This window comes from Pseudomonas fortuita, from assembly GCF_026898135.2.
In the GTDB taxonomy this organism is placed as follows: Bacteria; Pseudomonadota; Gammaproteobacteria; order Pseudomonadales; family Pseudomonadaceae; genus Aquipseudomonas; species Aquipseudomonas fortuita.
Map to the genome: position 1 here is coordinate 2,263,975 of NZ_CP114035.2, position 19,318 is coordinate 2,283,292.

A 19,318-nucleotide genomic window follows, 5' to 3' on the forward strand; every position below is an offset into this window, starting at 1 on the left:
CCGGTCGCTTCCTGAACCGGCCGCTGAAACAAGAGAGTCGACATGGGCGCACAGTGGAAAGCCAAACATAGAGAAACAGCGGCCAATGCCAAAGGCAAGGTCATGGGCAAGCTGTCCAAGGAAATCCAGATCGCTGCCAAATCGGGCGCCGATCCCGACATGAACCCACGCCTGCGCCTGGCCATCGTGCAAGCCAAGAAGGCTTCGATGACCCGTGAAACCCTGGAGCGGGCGATTCGCAAGGGCGCTGGTCTGGACGGTGATGCCGTGCAGTACTCGGCAGTAACCTACGAAGGGTTCGCGCCGCACCAGGTGCCGTTGATCGTCGAGTGCCTGACCGACAACGTCAACCGCACCGTCGCGCAAATCCGTGTGCTGTTCCGCAAGGGCCAGCTGGGTGCCAGCGGCTCGGTGGCCTGGGACTTCAACCACGTCGGCCTGATCGAAGCCACCCCGGAAGGTGACGCCGACCCGGAAATGGCGGCCATCGAAGCCGGCGCTCAGGACTTCGAAGAAGGTGAAGAAGAGGGCTCGACCCTGTTCATTACCGACACCACTGACCTCGATGCCGTGCAGAAGGCCCTGCCGGAGCACGGCTTCACCGTGACCGCGGCGAAAATCGGCTATACCCCGAAGAACCCGGTGAGCGCAGCCAGCCTGAGTGCTGAAGCACTGGCTGAGGTTGAAGCGTTCCTCGAAGCGATCGACGAGAACGATGACGTGCAGAACGTCTACGTCGGCCTCACTGACTAATGTGTGTATCCGGGGCCGCTTTGCGGCCCTTCGCGGGCTTGCCCGCGAATAGGCCCTTGAATGCCACCGCAGGCAGCCTGCATGAACCCCACCTTCGCCTCCCTCAGCCTCGCCCACCTGCGCACCCTCGACCATTTGCTGCAGTTGAAAAACCTCAGCCACGCCGCCGAGCGCCTGGGCGTCAGCCAGTCGGCCCTCAGCCGCCAGTTGGCCCACCTGCGCGAAGCCTTCGACGACCCGTTGCTGGTTCGCCAAGGCCGCGGCTACGTACTCAGCGAATACGCCGAAGCCCTGGTTGAACCGCTACGCCAGGTCCTCGAAGAACTGCACGCCCTGCGCCAGCCCGCCGTATTCGATCCAGCGCGCTGTGAGCGCCGTTTCTGCCTGGCCGCTTCGGACTACGTGGCCGAGCACATGCTGCCGTTACTGGTGGCCGCGCTGGAACGCGAAGCGCCCGGCGTATCGCTGGAGTACCGTACCTGGCAGGCCGGCCAGTATGCGTTGCTGGCCAGCGGCGAAATCGACCTGGCAACCACCTTGTTCGACGAGTCGCCACCCAACCTGCACGGGCGCTTGCTGGGTGAGGACCGCGCGGTGTGCCTGATGCGCCACGATCACCCGCTGGCCGCCCACACCTCGCTCAGCCAGGCCAATTACCTGGCGCACAAGCATGTGCGGATTTCTGGCGGTGGCGACAAGGACAGTTTCATCGACCGTCACCTTCGCGCCCAAGGCCTGCAGCGGCGTGTCAGCCTGGAAGTGCCGTTTTTTTCCGCCACCGTAAAGGTCGTTGCCAACAGCCATGCCGTGGCCACCGTGCCCGAGCACATCGCCCGGCAACTGTGCCGCTTGCATGACCTGGCCTGGCGGCCGTTGGGCTTTATCGAGCATAGCCAGCGCTACTGGGTGGTGTGGCACCAGCGGCTGCAGGCTTCGGCCGAGCATCGCTGGTTGCGCAACCGGGTGTTCGAGCTGTGGCGTCAGTCGCAGTTTGGCGTGCAGGGCGGGCATGCGGGTTTGCCATAGCAGGTATGCGCAAGGCGGGGTTATTCGCCGGGGGATAGGTGCCTAGACTGGGGGCATAGTGTTGCCTGTTCCGGCCTCTTCGCGGGTAAACCCGCTCCACAAGTACTGCACCGTTCTCGAACTTGGTGCAGTACCTGTGGGAGCGGGTTTACCCGCGAAGAGGCCAGTACAGGCAGTGGATTACCCACAGGAGAGCCCACGTGACCCCCGAAAAATTCCGCCAGTACGGCCACCAACTGATCGACCTGATCGCCGACTACCGCCAGACCGTTGGCGAGCGCCCGGTCATGGCCCAGGTCGAGCCCGGCTACCTCAAGGCCGCCTTGCCCGACACCGCTCCCCGGCAAGGTGAACCCTTCGAAGCCATCCTCGACGACGTCAACCGGTTGGTCATGCCCGGCCTGTCCCATTGGCAGCATCCGGACTTCTACGGCTACTTCCCCTCCAACGGTACTCTGTCCTCGGTACTCGGCGACTTCCTCAGCACCGGCCTGGGTGTGCTAGGCCTGTCGTGGCAGTCCAGCCCCGCACTCAGCGAACTGGAGGAAACCACCCTCGACTGGCTGCGCCAGTTGCTCGGCCTGTCGGGCCAATGGAGCGGGGTGATCCAGGACACCGCCTCTACCAGCACCCTGGTGGCGCTGATCAGCGCCCGCGAGCGCGCCAGCGACTACGCACTGGTGCGCGGTGGCCTGCAAGCCCAGGCCAAACCCCTGATCGTCTACGTCAGCGCCCACGCCCACAGCTCGGTGGACAAGGCCGCGTTGCTGGCGGGTTTTGGTCGCGACAATATTCGCCTGATCCCCACCGACGAACGCTACGCCCTGCGCCCGCAGGCGCTGCAGGCAGCCATTGAGCAAGACCTGGCAGCGGGTAACCAGCCATGCGCCGTAGTGGCTACTACCGGTACCACCACCACCACTGCGCTGGACCCGTTGCGCCCGATTGGCGAGATCGCCCAGGCCCATGGCCTGTGGCTGCATGTGGATTCGGCCATGGCCGGTTCGGCGATGATCCTGCCCGAATGCCGCTGGATGTGGGACGGCATCGAGCTGGCCGATTCGGTAGTGGTCAATGCGCACAAGTGGCTGGGTGTGGCCTTTGACTGCTCGATCTACTACGTGCGTGATCCGCAGCACCTGATCCGGGTGATGAGCACCAACCCCAGCTACCTGCAATCGGCGGTGGATGGCGAGGTGAAAAACCTGCGTGACTGGGGCATCCCGCTGGGCCGCCGGTTCCGCGCGTTGAAGCTGTGGTTCATGTTGCGCAGCGAGGGTGTTGAAGCGTTGCAGGCGCGGTTGCGGCGTGACCTGGACAATGCCCGGTGGCTGGCGGAGCAGGTTGGGGCTGCGGCGCACTGGGAAGTGCTGGCACCGGTGCAATTGCAGACCTTGTGCATTCGCCATCGGCCGGCGGGGCTGGAAGGGGAGGCGCTGGATGCGCATACCAAGGGGTGGGCCGAGCGGTTGAATGCCTCCGGGGATGCGTATGTGACGCCGGCGACGCTGGACGGACGATGGATGGTGCGGGTGTCGGTGGGGGCGCTGCCGACTGAGCGGGAGCATGTCGAGACGCTTTGGAAGCGACTGCAAGAAGTGGTTGAAGGCTGAGATTGCCGGGGCCGCGTTGCGGCCCATCCGCGGCACAAGGCCGCTCCCACAGGTATGGCGCATGGCTTGAAGGCGATGCGGTCAATGTGGGAGCGGCCTTGTGCCGCGAATGGGGCGCGAAGCGCCCCGGCGGTCTATCAGTGGCTCACCGCCTGAAAGCTACCCTTGCGGCTCGCCTCATACGCTGCCTTTTCCATCGGCTTGGCGTTCGGGTTACCCAGGTCTTCCATCGCCAGGCGGTGGGTTTCCGGGGCAATGTAAGCGGCCAGGGCGCACACGCAGGTGATGAAGAACGCCAGGCTACCGACCACCAGCGGGATGTTGTCCGAGCCAGGCGGTGCAACCAGGGCGAACAGCGCGGGCAGCATGGCGGTCAGCATGGTGCCGATGTTTTGCGCGATGGCCATGGCCGAAACGCGGTAGCGGGTGTGGAACAGCTCTGGGTAGAAGCTTGGGAACACCGCGTTGTAACCCTGATACACCATGCCCCACATCACGATCGAGGCGGCGAATGCCATTGGCACGTTCTGGATGCTGATCGCATACAGGTAAACGAAGGCCAGCAGGCCAGAGCCCAGGCAGCCGGCGATCATGGTCGGGCGACGGCCGATCTTGTCCGACAGGTTGCCGATAAACGGAATCACCAGTACCGCGACGATGTTGCCGACCACCGGGATCCACAGGTACACGCTCTTGTCGAAGCCGATGCCATAGGCCGGCTGCACCGCGTAGGCTGCGCCGAAGATGGTGGCCACCACCGGAATCACGTTCATCAAGGCCATGAACATCACCAGCACCATGTGCTTCCAGCTGTGACGGAAGGCTTCGCTGATGGGCGACTTGGCAACCTTTTCCTGCTTCTCTTCCTTCACGAATGCCGGGGTTTCATGCACTTCCTTGCGGATGATGAAGCCTGCGATCAGCACGATGGCGCTCATCAGGAACGGAATGCGCCAGCCCCATTCGGTAAAGGCTTCGCTAGGCATGAAGTAAGCCAGTGGCAGGAACACTGCCGCCGCCAGCACCTGGCCGGCCTGTACGCCTTGCAGGGTGAAACTGGCGTAGTAGCCTCTTCGACCGAACGGCGCATGCTCCATGATCATGGAACTGGCCCCGGAGATTTCGCCGGCCACGGCAAAGCCCTGGATCAGGCGCAGCACCACCAGCAAGGCTGGCGCGAGGTAACCGATGTCGTGGTAGGTGGGCAGCAGGCCTACCGCCATGGTCGACAAGCCCATCAGGAACATGCACAGCAGCAGTACGTTCTTGCGCCCGCGGGTGTCACCCCAGTGGCCCAGCACGAAGGCACCGACCGGACGCGCCAGATAGCCCACACCGTAGGTGGCCAGCGAGGCGATGATGGCCATTTTCGGGTCGGTATTGGGGAAGAAGATCTGTGGGAAGATCAGTGCAGCGGCCTGGGCGTAGATGAAGAAGTCGTAGTACTCGAGTGCCGAGCCTATCCATCCACTGGCGGTCGCTTTTTTGGCTTGCGAGCTGGAGTGAGCCATCGTTGTCTCCGTTGTTATTGTTGTTTGCGCAGGTTCCGCCGTTGGTTAGCCAGGGCAGGAGGCAGTGGTCGGTATGCCTGCGTCTGTGGTCCATGTTGACCACGGGCCAGCGGTCTAGCAATTCGTTAAAACGGGTTTTGTGCGATAATCGAACGCAAAACTAACCATTCCGTACAAAGGGATTGAAGCGACGACTTTACCTGCGAATAATTGATCGTGCCATAAACTGTGACAGTGGTTTTTTTACCCGACTGGCACCGTCATTTTCTAACAACAAGGAACTCCCGCCATGCAGCGTTCGATCGCTACCGTGTCCTTGAGCGGCACCCTGCCGGAAAAGCTCGAAGCCATCGCCGCCGCCGGTTTTGACGGCGTCGAGATCTTCGAAAACGACTTGCTCTATTACGCTGGCAGCCCGCGCCAGGTGCGCCAGATGTGCGCCGATCTGGGCATCGCCATCACCCTGTTCCAGCCGTTCCGCGACTTTGAAGGCTGCCGTCGCGACCGCCTGCAAAAAAACCTCGACCGCGCCGAGCGCAAGTTCGACCTGATGCAAGAGCTGGGTACCGACCTGGTGCTGGTGTGCAGCAACGTTCAGGCCGATGCCCTGGGTGACGAACAGCTGCTGGTCGACGACCTGCGCCTTTTAGCCGAGCATGCCGGCAAACGTGGCCTGCGCATTGGCTATGAAGCCCTGGCCTGGGGCCGCCACGTCAACACTTACCAGCAAGTCTGGAACCTGGTACGCCAGGCGGACCACCCGGCCCTCGGGGTGATCCTCGACAGCTTCCACACCTTGTCGCTCAAGGGCGACCCGAGCGCGATCCGCGACATCCCAGGCGACAAGATCTTCTTCGTGCAAATGGCCGACGCGCCGATCCTGGCCATGGATGTGCTGGAATGGAGCCGTCACTTCCGCTGCTTCCCGGGGCAGGGCGAAATGGACATGGCCGGTTTCCTGGCGCCGATTCTTGCCACTGGCTACCGCGGCCCGCTGTCGCTGGAAATCTTCAACGATGGCTTCCGCGCCGCGCCCACCCGGCAGAATGCCGCCGATGGTCTGCGGTCGCTGTTGTACCTCGAAGAACAGACCCGCTTGCGCCTGGAGCAGGAAAACACGCCGATCGAACCTGGCGTGCTGTTCACTCCACCAGCGGCCAGTACCTATGACGGCGTGGAGTTCCTTGAGTTTGCAGTCGACGAAGCCGTTGGGGCGCGCCTGGGCAGCTGGCTCAAGCGCCTGGGTTTTGCCGAAGCCGGCAAGCACCGTAGCAAGGAAGTGCAACTGCTGCGCCAGGGCGATATCAACATTGTCCTGAACGCCGAACCGTACTCCTTCGGCCACAACTTCTTCGAGGCCCATGGCCCGTCGCTGTGCGCCACCGCGCTGCGGGTCAACGACCAGCAAGCCGCCCTGAAGCGTGCCACGGCCTTCCGCGGGCAGCCGTTCCGCGGCCTGGTCGGCCCCAACGAGTGCGAAGTGCCGGCGGTGCGTGCGCCGGATGGCAGCCTGCTGTACCTGGTAGAGCAGGGCACCGCCGGCCACACCCTGTACGACACCGATTTCAGCCTGGACAAGGATGCAGCGGCCACTGGCGGCCTGCGCCGCATCGACCATATGGCCCTGGCCCTGCCAGCCGAGTCGCTGGACAGCTGGGTGCTGTTCTACAAGAGCCTGTTCGGTTTCGCCGCCGACGACGAAGTGGTGCTGCCCGACCCGTATGGCCTGGTCAAGAGCCGCGCCCTGCGCAGCCAGTGCGGCACTTTGCGCCTACCGCTGAACATTTCGGAAAACCGCAATACCGCCATCGCTCATGCATTGTCCAGCTACCGTGGCTCGGGGGTTCATCACATCGCCTTCGATTGTGCAGATATCTTCCGTGAAGTGGCGCGTGCCAAGCTGGCAGGTGTACCGCTGCTGGAAATCCCGCTGAACTACTACGACGACCTGGCGGCGCGCTTCGATTTTGATGACGAGTTCCTCAGCGAACTGGCGTACTACAACGTGTTGTACGACCGCGATGCTCAGGGCGGCGAGCTGTTCCACGTGTACACCGAGCCGTTCGAGGACCGTTTCTTCTTCGAGATCATTCAACGCAAGGGCGGCTATGCCGGTTACGGTGCGGCCAACGTCCCGGTGCGCCTGGCGGCCATGGCCAAGGCCCGCAGCGGCGCGGCGCGCAAGCCGGTCCTCTGACCCCGACGCTGTCGGTGCAGGAGTGGCGCAAGGCTGCTCCTACACCGAGCGTGTATGCCTCAGGGGCGCTCAGCCACCATCAACAGCGACTGCGGCACCGCACTTTGCGGGTGCTGTGGTTCCTGCAAACTGACCAGCCGCAAGCCGGCCATGTCCAGTGCATTCAGCCAGCTGGCCAAAGTCCGGAAGTACCACGGCATCGGTTGCCAGTCCCCGGCAAAGCCGGCAAAAGACTCCTCTCGCCAGCCATCCTGATAGTCACCGCCCGCCACGCTCCAGGGGTGCAGGGTCTGGATCACCAGCGCCCCTCCTTGCACAAGCAACTCATTCATCGCCGCCAACAGCGGGATGATGTCCTGGTGCAACAGCGCAAAGTTGGCACAGACCAGGTCATAGCCCTTGCCCACATAAACCTGCGTATCGGCAAGCTGCGCATAGCTGGCCAGGTGCACTTCGGCCGAGCCCGCAGCGCGCGCGGCCTCTACCAGTGCCCGGTCGCCATCGACGCCCACGCTTTCGATACCGCGGTCGTCCAGTGCACGCAGCAGCCAGCCCTCACCACAGCCCAGGTCCAGCACCCGTCCGGGCTGGCGGCCAAGGATGGTCAGCAAAATGGCCTGGTCGGTAACTTGCCGACGGCTCTCGATGGCGCCACTGCGCACGGCGTCGATCCAGGCCCGGGCGTTGTGTTGCCAACTGTCGAGCAGGGTGCTTTCAGGGTCATGCATGGTGGTGCCCCTGTGGGTGAATTTGCGTGTATCCACTGATGGGCAGGCATCGCTGATGAAGACGATCTGGTTGTCCCTGTCGACCACGAACACGGTGTCCAGCCTCAGGTGGATGAGCCTGGGGTACAAGGCTTGAAGGTCTACGCGCATGGGCAGGACGTCCGAGGCATAGGGCCCGATCATAGCCTGAACTTCAAGGACGCAGCTATTGCTTGAGGATACGCTGGTCGATGTTTTCGGTGCGTGTGCGAAGCTCCTTGTTGAGGTCCAGGCACAGTACCGTTCGCGCTCAATGCCCCACCAGCTCGCCCAGTAACCGCTGCTTGTACCCCTGCAACACCTGGCTGTCCCGCTGGCGCGGGTGCGGCAGGTCGATACGCAAATCCTCGCGAATGCGCCCCGGGTGCGCATCCATGACGAGCACCCGGTCACCCAGGTACAGTGCTTCCTCGATGTCATGGGTCACCATGATGACCGTGCAGCGTTCCTGCACCCAGATGCGCTGCAGCTCCTGCTGCAACCGTACCCGGGTCAAGGCATCCAGTGCGCCGAGCGGTTCGTCCAGCAACAGCACCTTGGGCTTGTTCACCAACGCCCGGGCAATTGCCGCGCGCTGGGCCATGCCACCGGACAGCTGGTGCGGGTAGGCCTGCTCGTAACCACTCAGCCCCACCAGTTCGATGTGCTCGGCTACCAGGCGGTTTTTCTCCTCTGCGGGGAGCGCATGGTTTTTCAAGGCCAGGGCAATGTTCTGCTGCAGGGTCATCCACGGGAACAGGCGGTGGTCCTGGAACACGATACCGCGCTCCAGGCCCGGCCCGCGCACGGGTTGCCGGTCTAGCAGGATCTGCCCTTGGTAGTCCTGGTCGAGGCCGACGATCAGCCGCAGCAGGGTTGATTTGCCACAGCCGCTGGCGCCGACAATGCTGACGAATTCGCCAGGACGGATGTCCAGGTCGATGCCTTCGAGCACCGGTACATGCTTGCCTTTGAGCGGGTACGCCTTGTTCAGGCCGCGAATGGTCAGCGCGCCAGTGCTGGCGGTGGTGGGTAAAGCGTGAGCGATGGCGTTCATGGTCGGGCCTTTCAATGGTTGGTGCGCCAGCGCAGCAGGCGGCGGGTGAGCAGGGTGCACAGCCAGGACATCAGGTAGCCACTCAGGCCGATGCACAGCACACAGACCACAATGATCTCCATGCGCGCCGCAGCTTCGGCGTTCATCATCAGGCTGCCCAGGCCGGCCCCGGCAGACAGGAACAGCTCGCTGCCCACTGAGGTAACCCAGGCGAAGGCCAAGGCTTGCAGCACCCCGGCGGCAATGCCTGGCAGTGCGGCGGGCAACAGGATCAGCCAAAGCTGCTGCCAGCGGCCGAGCATCAGCACCCGTGCCGCTTCGCGGTGCTGGCCTGCAACCTGGCGCAGGCTCTCGAAGGTGTTGAGCACCATCGGGTACAACGCTGCCAGGCTTACGATGAGCAGCTTGGCGCCTTCGCCGTTACCCAGCCACAAGGCGATCAGCGGGATCCAGCCCAGCATCGGCACCTGGCGCAAGGCATGGAACAGCGGCGCGATCAGGCGGTTGGCGGGTGTGGACAGGGCCATCAACGCGCCCAGCCCGACACCGCCGACCATGCCGATGGCCAGGCCGCTGCAGGTGCGCAACAGGCTGGCCCACAGGTTGACCAGCAATTCGCCGCTGCCCAGCAGTTCGGCCAGTGCCGTACCCACCTGCGCCAGTGGCACGAACGCATAGGCCCCGGCCGCCCCTTGGCGCGAGGCGTACTCCCAGGCGCCGAGCAGCAACAGTGGCAGTACCAGGCCACGCAAATCAGCTCGTTTCATCACAGCCTCCTCAACGGCTTTGCCAGGCGGACAAGTGTCGTTCCACGCGGCGCAGGGTGTAGTCCAGGGTGAAACCGATCAGCCCCGTCAGCACCACGCCAACCATCACTACATCGATGCGCAGCATCTGCCGGCCCATCTCGATCATCTGCCCCAGGCCACTGTCGGCTGCCAGCAGCTCGCACGCTACCAGCACCACCCAGGCGCGGGTCAGGGCCACGCGTATGCCGGTGACGATCGCCGGCACCGCAGCGGGCAGGGCGATCCGGCCTACCAGCGTGGGCCAGCGCAGGCGGTACACCGCCGCCACTTCGAAATGGCTGCGTGGGATGGCGCGGATACCTTCGCAGGTGGCCAGTGCCACCGGGAAAAACGCAGTCTTGGCGACGATGACCACCTTGAAGGTTTCATCCACGCCAAACAGCAGGACGAACATCGGGATCAGCGCAATGCTGGGCACTTGGCGCAGGGTGTGGAACAGCGGTGCGCAGTAGGCCTCCACGGTCTTCGACAAGGCCAGCGCCGCGCCGACACCAAGGCCGGCCAGTGCGCCGCCGGTAAAGCCCAGGGCCAGTCGCGACAGGCTGCCAGCCAAGTGCTCTTGCAACTCGCCGGTGGCCAGCAGGTCGGTGAGGCTGTGCCACACCTCCAGCGGCGGGATCAGCAGGTTGGCCGGAAACAGCCCGGCATTGGCCACCACCGCCCAGCAGGTAAGCAGGGCCAAGGGGGAGATGAACCAGGAAAGATGAGGGAGCACGCGCATGGCTGGCCTTGGGAAAGCAGAAGGTAAAGGTGTATCGCAAGAGCTGTGCCAGGGGGCGGGAGCCCCGTATTGCGGGGCTGGAGGGCGAGGGTGATGCTTGAGCAGCAGCGAGGTGCTGCTACAGCAGCAGTCAGTCAGCAGCATCGGTGCTGGATTCTTCGCGGGCATGCCCGCTCCCACAGGATGGCACCCGTCTGCGAACCTGTGCAGTACCTGTGGGAGCGGGCGAGCCCGCGAAGAAGACAACCTGGTTTCAGCTAGAAGTCGTAACTCACGCTGGTGTAGTAGAACGCTCCCTGCGCCCCTTCCGGGCTGGTGATGGAATACTTGGGCACGCCATACAGCTGCGCACCTTCCAGCTTGTCCGGGTGGCTGTCGAACAGGTTGATCGCGCCCGCCGACAAGGTCAGGCCCAGGTCGAAGCGGTACGACACGTCCAGGTCGGTCACCCACTGCGGGCTGAAGGTCTGGTCCAGCGTGGGGTTGGCAGCGTTGCGGTTCTTCCATTCACCATAACGGCGCTGGGCCACGGTGACGCTCCAGCCGTCATACAGCCAGTTGGCACTGAGGGTCAGCTTGTCCTCGGGCGTGCCATCCTCGATCAGCCCCTGGGTGTTGCGGCCAATGATCTGGTTGCCGGGGATGCTGCCCACATCGTCCAGCCCGGTAATGCGGGTGTTGTTGCGCGCGTAACCGCCGTTGAAATCCACGCGCCCCCAGCGGCCCGCATCCAGCTGGTAATGGCCTGCCAGCTCGAAACCGTCGGTGCGGGTGTCGGCAATGTTGGTATAGAACGCCGCGCTCTGGATGTTGGCGTAGGGCGTACCGGCGAAGATCGGGCCTACCACCGATGCAGGCAACTGGTCGGACAGGGTGATGCGGTTGTCGATGTCAATACGGTAGGCGTCGAGTGTGACCGAGGCGTTAGGCAATGGCCGCCAGACCAGGCCCACGGAGAAGTTGGTCGACTCTTCCGGTTTCAGCGTCTTGCCTCCTAGCAAGGCTGCCTCTGGGCTGTCGGCGCGCAGGGTGCGTTGCTGCACCTCGACCCAGTTGCCACTGCCCGGTGGCTGTTCCACCACCTGCACACTGAACGATGACAGCCCGCTCTGCACCAGCGAAGGCGCACGGTAGCCAGTGCTGGCGCTGGCGCGTGCGGCGATCTGCGGGGTGAAGTCGTAGCGCAGCGACAGCTTGCCGTTGGTGGTATCGCCAAAGTCCGAATAATGCTCGCTGCGCACGGCCACGCCGGCCTGGAATTTTTCGGTCAGCTGGGCTTCGACATCGAAGTAGGCACCGATCACGCGGCGGTCCAGTGACACGGCATCGACCTGGGTGATGCCCGAGTAGTAGCCAGGGATGCGTCGGCCGGTGATGGGGTCGATCGTATTGAACAGCGGCCCGTTGGACCAACCGGCGGCGTCGCCTTCGCTGAGGTCGTAGTGTTCCTGGCGCCAGGCCAGCCCGGCGGAAACGGTCAACGGCTTGAACAGCCAGTCGTTGGCGAAGTCACGGGTCCAGTCCAGGGTCAGGTTGGTCTGGTCGGCTTCGCGGCGGCCGGTGTAGATGGTCGAGGGGCTTGCGCTGCCCCAGCTGGGGTTGATGGCGTCGCGGTCGGTGGAGTCGACCCGGTTGTCGCCGTAGTTGAGCGCCAGGTCGAATTTGCCCAGGGCCTGGTCCTCGAAGCGCAAGCCCCCGGTGACGGCAACGTCTTCCAGGCCGTAGCGGGTGACCGGCAGGCGGCCGTCCGGGTAGCGCGCCAGGGCTACGCTGCCGTAGTTGTTGCGCAGTGTGGTGGGCGGGTCGAAGAAGTTCTCTGCATCGGTATTCTTGTGCGCATAGGTGGCGAAACCGTAGGCGCTCAGCCCCTCGCTCAAACCCATTTCGGCGTTGGCAGTGAAGTTGTACTGGTCCGAGACATTGCCCGAACCCCAGCGCCAGTTGCGGTAGCGATTGTTCTGCTCGCGCGGGGTATCGATGCGGGTGGAACCGGGGTAGAACAGGCGGTTGTCGTCGCGGGTGTCGCTGGCAGGGTCTTGGCTGCCGGCGTCGAAGGCCAGGGTCAGGAAGCCGTCGTTGGGCAAGGCAAAGCCCTTCCAGCCGCTGAGCTTGCGCTGCAGGCCGTCGCCTTTTTTGTAGCCGCCGAAGCGGTAGCCGGCGTTACCGCCTTCGTCGCGCTCCTTGAGGACAATGTTGATCACCCCGGCAATAGCGTCCGAGCCGTACTGGGCGGCCGCACCATCGCGCAGGATTTCTACCCGTTCGATGGCCGACAGCGGGATCAGGCTGAGGTCCACGGCTGCCGCGCCACGGGCGTTGACCAGGCCCTGACGGGTGACGTTGGCACTGGTGTGGCGGCGCTTGCCGTTGACCAGCACCAGCACCTGATCCGAAGCCAGGCCGCGCAGCGAGGCGCCCTGCGCGATGGAACCGGCAAAGGCGCCCTGGGGCGACTGCGGGAAGCTGAACGAGGGCGAAAGCGCGGTGAGTGCTGCGGACAGGTCGCTGGCGCCGGTTTCCTGGAGTTTTTCACCGCTCAGCACATCGACCGGGGCGGCGCTTTGCAGGGCGGTGACGTCGCTGCGATGGGTGCCGACCACGACCACGGTGTCGAGGCGGTCGGCGGGTTCGGCGGCGAATGCGGGCACGGCGAGGCCGGCGATGGTCAGGGCGATGGCGCTGGCCAAGGGGTTGTGGTGGGGCATGGGGTGTTCCTGCTGAATGATGTATTGGCAGTGCTGGCCTTATCGCCGGCAAGCCAGCTCCCACAGGTCCCCACACATTTCAGGCCCTGTGCTGTACCTGTGGGCGCTGGCTTGCCGGCGCTAAGGCCGGAAAGGGCAACCTAGAACCGGCTGGTAACGCTGAGCCCGACGGTGCGTGGGTCGCCGTAGGTGATCACGTACTGCCCGGCAGTGCCGTTGGGCCGGCCGTGCACCTGGTAGCGGCGGTCGGTGAGGTTGTTGACGAAACCGGTCACGCTCAGCTTGTCGTCGTGGCTGAACCAGCTCAGGCGGGCGTTGGCCAACGTGTAGTGCGGCTGGCTGAGGGTTTCGTCGGCGCTGCTCTGGCGGTCGGCCAGGAAGTACTCCTTGTCACGGAAGCTCACGTCGCCCCCTGCCACCAGTTTGCCGCCCACTTCCAATGGAATGGTGTAGTCGGCGCCAAGCGACACCACGTTGCGCGGCGAACGCACGAAGCTGTTGCCGCTGTAGTCGCCGGTGACCGCGCCAGTGGTCGGGTTGGTGTTCTTGAAGTCGGTGTATTCGGTGTCGAGGAACGACACCGCCGCGCGCAGGTGCAGGCGCTCGGTCGGCTGGCCTTCGATCTCCAGTTCCGCACCCTTGACCTTGCCCTTGGCGCCGTTGGTCAGCGCGGTGGTGAGCACGCCGTTGTTCACCGTCAGCAGGTTCACCTGGATGTCGGAGTAGTCGTAGTAGAAGAGGTTGGCGTTGACGGTCAGGCGGCGGTCGAACCACTCCGACTTCAGCCCCAGCTCGTAGGCATCCAGCTCTTCCGGGTCGACCGTGGTCAGCTGCGCCAGGCTGGTCGACAGCCCGGTGTTGAAGCCGCCCGAGCGGAAGCCGTGGGCGTAGCGGAAGAACACCCGCAGGTTGTCATTGATGCGGTACTCGGGCGTCAGGTCGTAGGTCCAGGCTTCCCAGGTCTTGTCTTCCTGGCGATTGCCGTTGGTGCCCACGCCCGCCAGCGGGATCAGCGGGCCGTTGGCGGTGGCGCGGGTCAGCTGCACCAGGTCCAGGTCGATGTCCTTTTTCTCCTGGGTCCAGCGCAGGCCGCCCGTGACGCTGAAGTCATCGGTGAAGTCGTAGGTCAGGTTGCCGAACAGCGCGTAGCTGTCGGTGCGGTGATCGAAGCCCATATCGCGCAACGCCGTGGTGCCCACCTGGTTCGAGCCGGTACCGTTTGGCGTCGGCCCGGGGGTTACCACCCGCTGTGCCGCGCTGTCGAGGTCTTCGTGGAAGTAGTGCGCACCCAGCAGCCAGTGCAGCGGGCGGTCTTCCGGCGAGGCCAGGCGCAGCTCCTGCGACCATTGGCGATAGCTGTTGTCGGTGATCGACGCGCCGTTGACCTCGTAGGGGGTGTAGTCGGCGTCGCTGGTGGAGCGGTTGCGGATGTAGTCGTAGGCGCTGATCGAGGTCAGCGTGTAGTCGCCCAGGTAGTAGTTGAACGTCAGCGAGGCGCCATCGTGGTCCAGGCGGTAGTCTTCGTTGACGTTCAGCGAGATGTCGCGGCCATGCGGGCGTTCGTAGCCGACGTTGTAGTAGCGGCCCACGGGCAGCGAACCATTGCTGCCGTCGCCCTTGAACTGGCGGCTGTGCACCTTGAGCAGGGCGTCCAGGTCGGGGTTGAGCTGGGCCAGGAACTGCAGGCGGATGGCTTTCTTGTTCACATCGCCATAGGTGTTGCCGTCGAAGTCGTTGTTCTGGAAGCCGTCACGCTCCTCGGAATACAGCGCCACTCGCCCGGCCAGTTTTTCGTCCACCAACGCGCCGCCGATGGCACCGGTAACGATGCGTTCGTTCTTGCTGCCAAAGCCTACGGTGCCGTAACCGTCGGTGTCGAAGGTGGGTTTCCTGGAAATCACATTCACTGCACCGGCAGTGGTGTTCTTGCCATACAGGGTGCCTTGTGGCCCACGCAGGATTTCGATGCGCTCCAGGTCAAACAGCGGCCCGCCGCCAGCGATGGGGGCGTTGAGGTAGACGTCATCGGCGTAGATGCCCACCGGGAAGACCGTTGCCGCGCCGGTGTCGCCGGTGCCCAGGCCGCGGATATACCAACGTGGGCGGCCGTCGCCGTCGGGGTTCTTGGCCGAGGCGTTGGGCACGAAGGTGGTGATGTCGCCCATCGAGCGCACCCCATCGGCGGTAATGCTGGTGCCTTTGATGGCTGATACGGCCACCGGTACTTCCTGCAAGGTCTGTTCGCGGTGCTGGGCGGTGACGGTGACGGTTTCCAGGGCCGGTTCGTTTTTAGTGTCTTCGTTGGCGGCGATGGCCTGGCTGCCGGTGCCGGCCAGCAGCAGCGCCAGGCTGATCTGGCGGGCCAGTGGATTGAGCTGGTGCATGGTGGATCTCCCCGTATGTAAAGCGTTGTTGGGGAGAGCTAGAGCAGGGACTGTGCCATGTTGTTAAGCTATTGAAATATAAGGTTTTTATTAGGTTTTTGAGCGGGTGTTGCAGATGGGGCAGCAGTGGGGTGCTGGCCGGGTGCTGCTGGGGCAGCAGTGGCGGGGCCGAGATTGTTGGGGCCGCAAAGCGGCCCCAACAATCTCAAACCGCCAACCGCGAAGTCGACCCGATCACACTCTCCAGCACACGAAAATCAATCCACTCGCGCACATCGAAACGCCGCGGTATGAACCCCCACCTGAACAGGAACTCGGTAAAGTCCTGCAGCGCCTCGATCGAGCGGCTGTCCAGGGTAGTACGCAGGCGCCGATGCGCATCATCGCCATAGGCCGCCGCCACCCAGTACTCGCTGGTGTTCAGCTCGCGCGCCAGAAAGCGCCGGGTCTCTTCCGGGTTAGCCCAGGCCCATTGCTCGGTGCGCAGCACCGTGTCGACCAGCGTACGGCTGGCATCGAAGTGGTTTTCCAGCAAGTGCCTGTCCACGGTCAGTGTGCGCGGGGTGCCGTTGTTGCTGCGGATCAGCGGGTCCGGATGGCTGCCGGTGTCGACCACCACGCGCAGGCCGAACTCGTGGGCCAGGTGCACCGCATGCGCACCTTTGAGGAAGATCGCGTCGATGTCGCCACGCAGCAGGCCGATCAGCTCATTGTTGCGGCGGCTGAAGCGGCTGGTGTCCAGGCTCACTTCAGCACCGTACAGGTGCTGCTTGGCATCGTCGCTGTAGGTGCCGCCGTAGGGGTAGTCGACCAGTTCCACATCGGCCACCGCCAGGCCTTCGAGCTTCAGGGCGTTTTCCAGCCCGCGCAGGGCCTGGGCGCGGGTGAAGTCGATCTGTACGTTGGCCCACTTGGGTATGCCGAAACGGCGGTTCTTCAGGTCGCGAATGCTGCGTACGCCGCTTTCTTCGGTGGTGAGGATCAACTGCACCTCATCACTCCACGACAGCCCCAGCACGCGGGTCTCGACGCCGCTGGCGTAGGCCCAGATCGCCGGGATGTTACCGCCGTGGCGCACCGAGTTCTGCAGATGATGGTCGTAGTGGGCTTCACGCACCTCGCGTTCGCTGGACTCGCGCAGCGACTGGATATTGGTGCCAAACGGCGTGAAGGCCTCGGCCAGCCGCCCCGATTGTACGGCGATGCCGAGGCCGGTGGGCACGGGGCTGTGGGTGTACCAGAGCGTTTCCAGGGGCTTGGTCATGGGGTAACGGGTTTCCTGTCCATGTGGAGGGGGGCCAGCAGTTGGTCCAGTGGTTGGCGAGTGATCCAGTCGCGCACCTCGAAGCGCGCCGGGATGAAGCGCCAGCGCTTGAGGAACTCGACAAAGTCCTGCAAGGCATCAATGGCCTGTTCGTCCAGGCGCGTGCTCAGGCGCAGGTGGGCGTCGGTGCCGTAAGCCACTTGCACCCAGTACTCGCTGCTGTTGGTTTCCCGCGCCAGATAGCGGCGGGTTTCGTCGGGGTGCTGGTGGGCCCAGCGTTCGGCGCGCAGCACCGAACCGAGCAGGGTGCGCACCACCTGCGGGTGCTGCGCCAGCAGGTGGCTGTCCACCGCCAGGGTGCGTGGCGTGCCGTTGTTGCTGCGGATCAGCGGGTCGGGGTGGCTGCCGGTGTCGATCACCGTGTGCAGGGCGAAGGCGTGGGCCAGTTGTACGGCGCTGGCGCCCTTGAGGAAAATCGCGTCGACCTCGCCGCGCAGCAGGCCGGTCAGCTCCAGGTTGCGGCCTTCGCTCTGGGTGCTGGACACCGGCGTGCCGGCCACGCTGCGCACCGGGCGGTCGCTGAAGGTACCGTCGTAGCGGTAGTTGACCAAGTCCACGTCGCCCACTTGCAAGCCTGCGAGCTTGAGGGCGTTTTCCAGCCCGCGCAGGGCCTGGGCACGGGTGAAGTCGATCTGTGCGGCGGCCCAGTCGGGCAGGCCGAAGCGGCGGCCTTTGAGGTCTTTTACGGTGTGGATGCCGCTGTCTGGGCGGGTCAGGATCAACTGCGCCTCATCGGCCCACGACAGGCCGATGACCCGGGTGTCGCGGCCCTGGGCGCGGGCCCAGATAGCCGGGATGCTGCCGCCGTGGCGTACCGAATTGAGCAGGCTGTGGTCAAAGTGCGATTCGCGCACCGCCTGCTGGTCGGCTTCACGCAGGGACTGCACCCGGGTGCCGAGGCCGGCCAGGTCTTCCTGCAGCCAGCCTTGCTGCACGGCAATGCCCAGGCCGGTGGGCACCGGACAGCGGGTGTACCACAAGGTATCGAGGGGTTGGCTCATGTTCAGCTCCGTTCGGCTTCAGGCACTGGCCTGCAAAGGGGGGGTGGTGGCAGCCTGCTGCACCAGCGGCAACACTTCCTGGCCGATGCGCAGCGCCTCTTCCAGGTGCGGGTTAGCGGCGAGGATGAAGGTGCTGAAACCGGCATCGCGGTATTCAGCCAGGCGTTCGGCGATGTTCTGATGGCTGCCCACCAGGCCCACGGTGGGGCCGGGCTTGGCCTTGGCGAAGCCGGCCCACAGGTTGCGCGCCAGGATCAGTTCATCGAAGCCCTGCAAGCCTTGGTGATAGGCGGCCTGGCGTGCACCGCCGACAGAGTCCGAGCCGGTCACGAAGCCCTTGGCGCTGGCGCTGGCCTTGCCTTCCAGGCGCTCGAACTGCTGGCGCAGTTCGCGCCAGGCTTGTTCTTCGGTCTCGCGGGCGAACAGGTCGACACGCAGGCCGAAACGCACGGTGCGGCCCTGCTTGTCGGCCAACTCGCGCACGCGTTCGATATGCGGCTTGAGCTTGTCGATGGGCTCGGCCCAGTTCAGGTACACATCGGCATGGCGCGCGGCCACGTCCAGTGCGGCATCGGAAAAGCCGGAGAAGTACACGCCCGGTTTGCGTTCGTGTTGCAGGCCCGGCGGCAGGCTGCCGTTTTCCAGGCGGTAGATATCGCCTTCGTAGGAGAACTTTTCCTGTGTCCAAAGGCCCTGGATCACGTCGAGGAATTCGCCGGTGCGCTTGTAGCGCAGGTCATGCTCCAGGAAGTCGCCATTGGCCCTTTGGCTGGCCGGGTTACCGCCGGTGATGATGTTCCAGTCCAGCCGGCCCCCGCTAAGGTTTTGCAGAATTGCCGCCTGCTGGGCGGCATAGGCGGGCAGGGTCCAGGTGGCCTGAAAGGCGATCAGGAAGCGGATGCGCCGGGTTTCGCGGGCCAGCGCGGCGGCGGCTATCCACGGCTCCGGGCCGGTGGGTAGCAAGGCGCCTTCGAACCCGGCCAGCTCGGCGGCCTTGGCCACCTGGGCGATGTAGTCGATGTAGCTGAAACCGTCAGCCTGGCCATCGGGCAGGCGACCGGGGGCGATATTGCCGGGGCGGTGCGCGGGGTTGCCGCGGTTGTGGCGGTCGGTGGACAGCTGCGGGCCATCGGTGCCCAAGGGCAGGCGCCAGAAGAATTCGGTGGTCATGGGGGCTCCTGAAGGGGGCGGTTGTGCGGATGAGGAGGGTGGTGCAACGGCTGTGCCATGCGCGGCGCATGGCCTGTGGGGCGGGGGTTTGAGGCGTAGAGGGGGGGAGGGGTGCTGCTGTGGCAGCAGTGCGGCAGCAACGGATGCTGGGGTAGCAGCATGAACAGGTCCGGCCTCTTCGCGGGGCAAGCCCGCTCCCACAGGTTCGGCGCTGTCAGTCAGTCCGGCGCCATACCTATGGGAGCGGGCTTGCCCCGCGAAGAGGCGCTCCCACAGGTTCGGCGCTGTCAGTCAGTCCGGC

Annotated in this window: 14 protein-coding genes; 4 read left to right on the forward strand and 10 right to left on the reverse strand. The window is 64.5% G+C overall.

Annotated elements, in window-relative coordinates; translation table 11 throughout:
* The first annotated feature begins 42 nt into the window (after positions 1-42).
* The 3 genes from OZ911_RS10415 (at position 43) to OZ911_RS10425 (ending at position 3,392) form a co-directional block, all read left to right on the forward strand.
* Positions 43-753, forward strand: a complete 711-nt coding sequence (locus tag OZ911_RS10415; protein ID WP_016486024.1) for a YebC/PmpR family DNA-binding transcriptional regulator — start codon at positions 43-45, stop codon at positions 751-753.
* 81 nt (positions 754-834) lie between these two features.
* Positions 835-1,779 carry a LysR family transcriptional regulator gene (locus OZ911_RS10420; RefSeq protein ID WP_060518766.1) on the forward strand — a complete coding sequence of 315 codons (945 nt, stop codon included), beginning with the start codon at positions 835-837 and terminating at the stop codon, positions 1,777-1,779.
* A 200-nt stretch (positions 1,780-1,979) separates the two neighbouring features.
* A complete protein-coding gene (locus tag OZ911_RS10425) occupies positions 1,980-3,392 on the forward strand; it encodes a DOPA decarboxylase (protein ID WP_070086460.1) in 1,413 nt (470 codons plus the stop codon).
* Positions 3,393-3,529: 137 nt separating this feature from the next.
* On the opposite strand, the gene OZ911_RS10430 is transcribed toward OZ911_RS10425, so the two are convergent.
* The gene (locus OZ911_RS10430) at positions 3,530-4,903 is read right to left on the reverse strand and encodes an MFS transporter (RefSeq protein ID WP_016486027.1); all 1,374 of its coding nucleotides are present in this window, start codon (positions 4,901-4,903) and stop codon (positions 3,530-3,532) included.
* A gap of 289 nt (positions 4,904-5,192) precedes the next feature.
* Here OZ911_RS10430 and quiC point away from each other — a divergent pair, with 289 nt between their 5' ends.
* Positions 5,193-7,100, forward strand: a complete 1,908-nt coding sequence (quiC, locus tag OZ911_RS10435; RefSeq protein ID WP_060518764.1) for a 3-dehydroshikimate dehydratase QuiC — start codon at positions 5,193-5,195, stop codon at positions 7,098-7,100.
* A 59-nt stretch (positions 7,101-7,159) separates the two neighbouring features.
* On the opposite strand, the gene OZ911_RS10440 is transcribed toward quiC, so the two are convergent.
* The 9 genes from OZ911_RS10440 to OZ911_RS10480 form a co-directional block, all read right to left on the reverse strand.
* The gene (locus OZ911_RS10440) at positions 7,160-7,828 is read right to left on the reverse strand and encodes a class I SAM-dependent methyltransferase (RefSeq protein WP_024717695.1); all 669 of its coding nucleotides are present in this window, start codon (positions 7,826-7,828) and stop codon (positions 7,160-7,162) included.
* A gap of 289 nt (positions 7,829-8,117) precedes the next feature.
* Positions 8,118-8,903 carry an ABC transporter ATP-binding protein gene (locus OZ911_RS10445; protein WP_016486030.1) on the reverse strand — a complete coding sequence of 262 codons (786 nt, stop codon included), beginning with the start codon at positions 8,901-8,903 and terminating at the stop codon, positions 8,118-8,120.
* An 11-nt stretch (positions 8,904-8,914) separates the two neighbouring features.
* Positions 8,915-9,670: an ABC transporter permease gene (locus OZ911_RS10450; RefSeq protein WP_016486031.1), complete on the reverse strand. Its 756-nt coding sequence runs from the start codon at positions 9,668-9,670 to the stop codon at positions 8,915-8,917.
* 10 nt (positions 9,671-9,680) lie between these two features.
* On the reverse strand, positions 9,681-10,433 hold the full coding sequence (locus OZ911_RS10455; protein WP_016486032.1) for an ABC transporter permease: 753 nt from the start codon (positions 10,431-10,433) through the stop codon (positions 9,681-9,683).
* 257 nt (positions 10,434-10,690) lie between these two features.
* Positions 10,691-13,138, reverse strand: a complete 2,448-nt coding sequence (locus tag OZ911_RS10460; protein WP_268968645.1) for a TonB-dependent receptor plug domain-containing protein — start codon at positions 13,136-13,138, stop codon at positions 10,691-10,693.
* 140 nt (positions 13,139-13,278) lie between these two features.
* The gene (locus OZ911_RS10465; protein ID WP_016486034.1) at positions 13,279-15,522 is read right to left on the reverse strand and encodes a TonB-dependent receptor; all 2,244 of its coding nucleotides are present in this window, start codon (positions 15,520-15,522) and stop codon (positions 13,279-13,281) included.
* 205 nt (positions 15,523-15,727) lie between these two features.
* The gene (locus OZ911_RS10470) at positions 15,728-16,786 is read right to left on the reverse strand and encodes an ABC transporter substrate-binding protein (RefSeq protein WP_016486035.1); all 1,059 of its coding nucleotides are present in this window, start codon (positions 16,784-16,786) and stop codon (positions 15,728-15,730) included.
* Complete coding sequence (locus OZ911_RS10475) at positions 16,783-17,847, reverse strand: ABC transporter substrate-binding protein (protein WP_016486036.1); 1,065 nt, start codon at positions 17,845-17,847, stop codon at positions 16,783-16,785. The genes OZ911_RS10470 and OZ911_RS10475 overlap by 4 nt, the downstream gene beginning before the upstream one ends.
* An 18-nt stretch (positions 17,848-17,865) precedes the next feature.
* Complete coding sequence (locus tag OZ911_RS10480) at positions 17,866-19,017, reverse strand: LLM class flavin-dependent oxidoreductase (RefSeq protein ID WP_070086542.1); 1,152 nt, start codon at positions 19,015-19,017, stop codon at positions 17,866-17,868.
* Between the last annotated feature and the right edge of the window lie 301 nt (positions 19,018-19,318).